Below are 6,010 nucleotides of genomic sequence, written 5' to 3' on the forward strand. Positions count from 1 at the left end.
TCGAGGCAGCCTTTTTCATGGCCACCGACCAGAAATCCGAACCGACGACCGTGACCAGGCCCTCTGACCCGGCCCCGGCTCCTCCCCGCGCGGAGCCAGCCTCCCAGCGCTCGGCGGCCAAGCTTACGGCGATCTTCACGGGGGGCAACGTCCTCTCGACAGGCCTGCGATTCGTCGGGGGGATCCTCACCGCACAGGTCGTCGCGCCGGCGACCCTGGGCATGTTCAACGGGGTCTCCCTCGTCCTCGGTTACCTGACGTTCTTCCAGCTCGGGATCATCAACGGCCTGAACCGCGAACTGCCCTATCACATCGGTGCCGGCCACCGCGAGAAGGCGCTGGATCTGGCCTCGGTCACGCAGGCGTGGTCGCTGATCGTGGGGTCGGCCGTGGCGGTCGTGCTCCTGGTGATCGCGGCCTGGCAAGGCATGGTGGGTAACTGGGAACTCGCCGCCGGCTTCGCGACAGTCGCCTTTGCCTCGTTCCAGTATTACTTCGCCCAGTTCTATCTCCAGGTCACCTTCCGCACGGGGGGCGACTTCGCGCGACTGGCCATCGTCAACGTGGCACATAATGCCTTCGCGATCGTCATGATCGCCTTCGTCTGGCTGGTCGGGTTCTACGGGCTCTGCCTGAGGCAGCTCGGCGTGGCCATATTTCAGGCTGTCTTGCTCTGGATCTGGCGCCCGCTGAAGGTCGGGCTGAAGTGGGATTGGCCTCTCTTCCGACACCTCCTCAGGATCGGCTTCCCGATCATGGTCGTCGGGCAGATCTGGCAGTGGTGGACGGTCTTCGACGCTACCCTCGTGCTGGCACACCTGGGAAAGCAAGGGCTCGGACTCTATACCCTCGCGACGGTCACCAGCACGACATTCTCACAGCTTTATCTCTCGACCTCGCAAGTCATCTATCCGAGGATGGCTAGCCAGTACGGCCGGACGGGGCGGCTAGATGATCTCCTGAGCCTCTCCATCAAGCCCACGCTGGCGCTCTCGGCGATGATGCTGGGGTCGGCCGTCGTCGGCTGGTTCCTGATGCCGACGGTCGCCCGGATTGTCCTCCCCAACTACGTCGAGGGCGTGCAGGCGGCTCGGTGGACGCTCGTCGCCACGGCGCTCATGGGATTGAGCCCGCCGCTGAATATTTTCACGGTCGTCCGAAGATTGGAACTCTACTGCGCGGCCAACGTCGCGGGCCTGACGAGCTATTACCTGTCGCTCCGCTGGCTCGGCCAGGGGCATCCGACGCTCGAGACATTCCCGAAGGCGATGGCTATCGGTTATGTTGTGTACTTATCTTTATGCTTTATCTTCATCTACGTGCTTCTCCGAAAGGAGCGGCGGAGCCAAGCCCGGGGCTGCACGACATGAAATTCGGGAAGCACACACTTTTCGGTTTCAAGCCCCGGGCTCCGCTGTTCGTCCCGCATCGAGTCCTCCTCGAGATGGAGGAAGAGCTCGGCCGGCCGACCTTCCAGGGGGTTCCCATCGGCGCGACTCTCGCCGATCTCTTCTTGCAAGACCTCTACCTCGGCAAGAAACGCTGGGCCGTCGCTGATGCTTGGAAGGCGCGTCTGCGGTACGCGGCCCACTGGTTCCTCGGGCCTCGCATCCGTCGATCTCATCGAGCCAATGTCCCCACGCCGACGCCCGGCAAGATCCTGGTGACCTGGCTCGCGGAACGTCCTCACTTCCGCGACCTCGTCATGCCCGTCATCGAGGCCGTCGGCCCGGGACTCTGCATCGTCCTCTGCGCCAGGAGTTCGATGCTGGAGAAGCTGCCGGAGGGCTGCGAAGGATACTCCTGGGACCAGTTGGCCCCTCCGGACCTCGCCGCCTGGAGGCGGGATTATCGCCGGTGTGTGGGACGTTGGCACAAGACCCTTCGGGCCGCTCTACGCAAGCATGGGTTACCGAGGAGGATCGCCCCGCACATTCAGGACACGATGCTGGTCAACTCCCAGGTCGTCGCCCAGATCGGGACATTCCTGGAACTCGCCAGGCCGAGGGCGGTCCTGACGGAATTCGACCGTAGCCCGACGTCCTCGTGCCTCGTGAAGGCCGCCCAGCATAGGGGCGTCCCCACGTTCACGATGATCCACGGGGTCGTCAACCCTCCTTACGGCATGATCCCCCTGCTTGCCGACCTCGCCCTTTGCTGGGGAGAACGCCAGCGAGAGCAATTCATCGAGCTCGGGACCGACCCCAGACGCCTCCGCGTGGTCGGGTGTCAGCGGCTCAACCCCGAGCTCGAGGCCTTACCCGCCTCGGTCAAATCCAAGCTCGGATTGCCTCTCGAACAGCCCCTCGTGATGCTCGCGACGAATCCGATCGCGATGGAGGATCGGCGGACCCTCGCCCGGACGTTCTGCGAAGGTGTTGTCGCCCACGAGGCACTCTCCGCCATCGTCCGATTGCACCCATCCGAGCGACTCGACGACTATCGAACGCTGATCGAGGAATACCCGTCGGTGAGATTCCTGGGGAACGAGACCTTGAGCCTCGATGAATCGATCGCCGCCGCGGATGTGGTCGTTTGCCACAATAGCGGCGTCGGGCACGATGCTCTCATCAAGGGCCGACTCGTCGTCGTCCTGGACGTGCTCCCGACACCGCTGGGAAATGGAACCGAACTCATCGAGGAAGCGGGATGCCCCAGGGCCCGAGGCGCACGCGAATTTCTCCACGTACTGACGCGAGTCCTGACCGATCCGCTGGGTCGAAGTGGGCTCGAAGAGAGCCGAGCCCGCTATGTCCACGGGTTCTGCTCGACCTTCGGCGAGGACGCCGCCAGGAACATCGCTCGGATCCTCCTCCGGGCCGAAGACTTCTCCGAACATCAGCCACGGCCATCCGGCGAAAGTGTCGAGGACGACGATCCATCCAACTCTCGCCGCCTCCGCGCCATTTGAGCGCCGGGCGAGGGGTCGAACGCCCTTCCCCATCCCGCGGCTCGTCGGGTCGATAGTCTGACGATGACATGATTCGGCCTCGCACCACGAGACCGCCATGATGCGTCGGACCGCGCGAACCTGCTATCATGGAACGATAGCGATGCCCGGAGAGGCGGCCGAGGGGTCGGTCGTCTCCCTATTCGGAGCCGACGGGATGGAGCGTGCCGAGCATTCGGAAACGAGCGTGAGCCTCCTCTTGCGATTGCGCGGAACGCCGTCCAACCAGGTCTGGAGCGAATTCTTCCGCCGTTACGAGCCCAAGATCGTCTCGTGGTGTCGCGCGAGGAATTTGCAGGAGGCGGATGCACTCGACGTCACTCAGGCGGTCCTCGTCAAGCTCGTCGAGCGGATGGCGACGTTCCACTACGACCGGGGCCGGAGCTTCCGCGGCTACCTCAAGACGCTCACGCATTACGCCGTCATCGACGTCCTGAATGCCCGCAAACGCCCAGGCCAGGGGCGTGGCGGGCCCGAGGAGATCCAGGCCCTCGAGACGCTCGAGGCCCGCGAAGATTTGGCCCGTCGGCTCGAGGAACAGTTCGACCACGAGCTCATCGACGAGGCCATGAGGCGGGTCTCGAGACGGGTCGAGGATCGGACCTGGAAGGCATTCCAGTTGCTGACCTTCGATGACCTCCCGGTCAAGGAAGTGGCCGATCGCCTGGAGATGAAGGTGGCCTCGGCCTACGTTTCGAAGAGTAAGGTCCTCAAGATGATCCGCGAGGAGATCGATCGACTGGAGCAAACCTGAGACTCATCGCACTGGCCCAAACACCTCTTACCAATATTGATTATCATATCATTTTGACTCCTTCTCGAGAATTGCAATCCGGGGTGGTTGAGAAAACCGTCCCATCCCGGCCGAGGTCCCATCCGTCGAGGGATCAGTTCCAGCGAGACTTGGAGTTGCGGGTGGTCCAGTTTCGTGGGTTGGTAGAGAAGAACCAGTTGCGCCCGTTGCCGGCGGCGAGGCCGTTCGGGTGGCTCACGTTGTACGTCACCTTCACGCGGCTATTCACGGATGTTGAGTCGCTCGCCTTCCAGTCGGTGAGGATCTTGCGGAGCGAGTCCCCGGGTTGCGTCAGCGTGACCGACCCGTCGATGAGGATGTTGTTGCCGTTGCCGAGCTGGATGGTGTGCTGGCCGAGGCCACCGACGACGAGGTTGGCACCATTCCCAGCGGAGATATAGTCGTTGCCATCCCCGGCCAACACCACGTTGTCGCCATTGCCGAGTTGTACGGTGTTGGAGCCATCGCCGACCGTTACGGTATTGTCGCCGCTGCCGGCGGCGACGTAGTCGTTGCCATCCCCCAGATTCACGGTGTTATGGCCATTGCCGAGTTGGACAACGACGTTGCCATTGCCGGCGGTCACGGTATTGTTCCCGTTCCCGGCGGCGAAATAATCGTTGCCGTTGCCAAGCATGACTGTGTTGGCACCGTCGCCGAGCACGACGACGTCCGTCCCGTTGCCCGAGGTGACGACGTTCGTGCCGTTACCGGCGCGGATGTAATTATTCCCGTTGCCAAGCGTCACCACATTATCGCCATTGCCGACGCTCACGAGGTCGGTGCCGTTCTGCATCGTGATGATGTTGTTGCCGTTGCCCAGGAAGACCTGGGCGTTGCCCTGGCCCAGCGAGAAGACATGGTTGCCGTTGCCGAAGTTGTAGAAGCTGGAGGCCCCGGCCACGTCGTTGGCGGTCACCGTCTTGTCACCATTGCCCCCGAAGACCTGGTTGCTGCCCGTGCCGAAGGTGAAGGAGTCGTTACCTCCTCCGGCCTGGATATAGTTGTTGCCGTTGCCCTGGACGACGGTCGTCGCCAGGGTCAGGCTCGGGGTGAGTTGGAAGTTGTCGTTGCCCTCGCCGCCGAGGATCGAGATCGCCGTGAAGGGCTGGAGGAACGTCCTGGAGATCCAGTTGTTGTTGAGGGTCGCCGAGACCTTGAGGCCGGTGGTCCCGTCCGACTTCGAGCCGGTCGGGCTGATCTGGGCATAGTCGCTGCCGCTGGCCCCCGTGATATACAGCGTCGTGCCGACGACCGACACGCCCGCCCCGAGGATCGCCTGCGTCGCGGCGGCCGAGGAACTGGTCAGCAGGTTCGCGTCACCGGCATACACCGCCGTGATCGCATGGCTGCCCACGGCGAGGGACGACGTCGAATACTTCGCCGTGCCGTCGGCGGCGAGCGCGACCGGAGCTCCGGCCTTCACACCGTCGACCCAGAACTGCACGTATTCCCCGGCCGGCACGGCCAGCCCTGGGAGGTTGGTCGAGACAGTCGCTACGAACGCGGCCGCCTGGCCGGGGAGCGTCGGCGGCGTCGAGGCAACAATCGAGGTCGTCGTGGCTCGTTGCAGGATCGCGAACGTGGCCGGGGCCGACTGACCACTCGAGTAGTCCGCATTCCCCGAGAAGACGGCGACCACCTGATAACGACCGGCATTCGTCGGAGCCTGCGAGAGCGGCGAGGCCAGGGTGGTATCAGACGCGAGGAAGTATCTCAGACTCACAGCACCGAGGTCGATCCCTCCCAAACCATACGCATGGGCGATGGCCGAGTGATACGACGTGCCCTCAAAGGTGGAACTCGGCGCCGAGATACTGAAGCTCGGGCTCGCCTTACCAATTGTAATGGACGTCGATGCCGAGAGGCTCTTGCCTCCATCCTTGTCGGTCGCCTGGATCGTGACGGAGAAAGTGCCGGCCGAGTTGAAGGTATGCGAGACCGTCTGAGAGGTGGCGTTCGCATACGTACTCGTCGTTCCATCGCCCCAGTTCACGACGAACTGGAACCCGGCGGATGCGTCGACCAAGGATGGATCGATGGCCTTGATGGTGAACAATCGCGACTGCCCGACAATGCCCGACTCGACGCCCGTGATGGAGGCCGTCGGCGCGACGTTGTTGACCGTGATCGTTCGGGTCTCCGGGGAACTGACGGCTCCGCTGAGGTCGGTCACGACCACGGCGATCGCATAAGCACCCCCCGTCGCGATACCCGCGGGATTGTCGAAATATGTGTGTTCCGGCGTCTGGAAGCTCGACACCCCC

At 63.3% G+C, this 6,010-nt stretch carries 4 protein-coding genes; 3 read left to right on the forward strand and 1 reads right to left on the reverse strand.

Annotation, left to right across the window (positions count from 1 at the left end):
- Nucleotides 1-17: 17 nt before the first annotated feature.
- From ACOYYX_RS19425 to ACOYYX_RS19435, 3 genes are all read left to right on the forward strand, one after another.
- Nucleotides 18-1,370 carry a lipopolysaccharide biosynthesis protein gene (locus tag ACOYYX_RS19425; protein ID WP_422931566.1) on the forward strand — a complete coding sequence of 451 codons (1,353 nt, stop codon included), beginning with the start codon at nt 18-20 and terminating at the stop codon, nt 1,368-1,370.
- Nucleotides 1,367-2,911: a hypothetical protein gene (locus tag ACOYYX_RS19430; RefSeq protein ID WP_422931567.1), complete on the forward strand. Its 1,545-nt coding sequence runs from the start codon at nt 1,367-1,369 to the stop codon at nt 2,909-2,911. Before ACOYYX_RS19425 ends, ACOYYX_RS19430 begins: the two co-directional genes overlap by 4 nt.
- 142 nt (nt 2,912-3,053) lie before the next feature.
- A complete protein-coding gene (locus ACOYYX_RS19435) occupies nt 3,054-3,704 on the forward strand; it encodes an RNA polymerase sigma factor (protein WP_422931568.1) in 651 nt (216 codons plus the stop codon).
- Between the two features lie 133 nt (nt 3,705-3,837).
- Here the strand turns inward: ACOYYX_RS19435 and ACOYYX_RS19440 are convergent, their stop codons facing one another.
- Nucleotides 3,838-6,006 carry an Ig-like domain repeat protein gene (locus ACOYYX_RS19440; RefSeq protein ID WP_422931569.1) on the reverse strand — a complete coding sequence of 723 codons (2,169 nt, stop codon included), beginning with the start codon at nt 6,004-6,006 and terminating at the stop codon, nt 3,838-3,840.
- Between the last annotated feature and the right edge of the window lie 4 nt (nt 6,007-6,010).

This window comes from Singulisphaera chitinilytica (genome assembly GCF_049331405.1).
Lineage (GTDB): Bacteria > Planctomycetota > Planctomycetia > Isosphaerales > Isosphaeraceae > PoT.

Excerpts from the sequence above, each read along its gene's own strand:
- ACOYYX_RS19425 (WP_422931566.1), top strand. The coding sequence starts at position 18 with ATGGCCACCGACCAGAAATCCGAACCGACGACCGTGACCAGGCCCTCT.
- ACOYYX_RS19435 (WP_422931568.1), top strand. The coding sequence starts at position 3,054 with ATGCCCGGAGAGGCGGCCGAGGGGTCGGTCGTCTCCCTATTCGGAGCC.
- ACOYYX_RS19430 (WP_422931567.1), top strand. The coding sequence starts at position 1,367 with ATGAAATTCGGGAAGCACACACTTTTCGGTTTCAAGCCCCGGGCTCCG.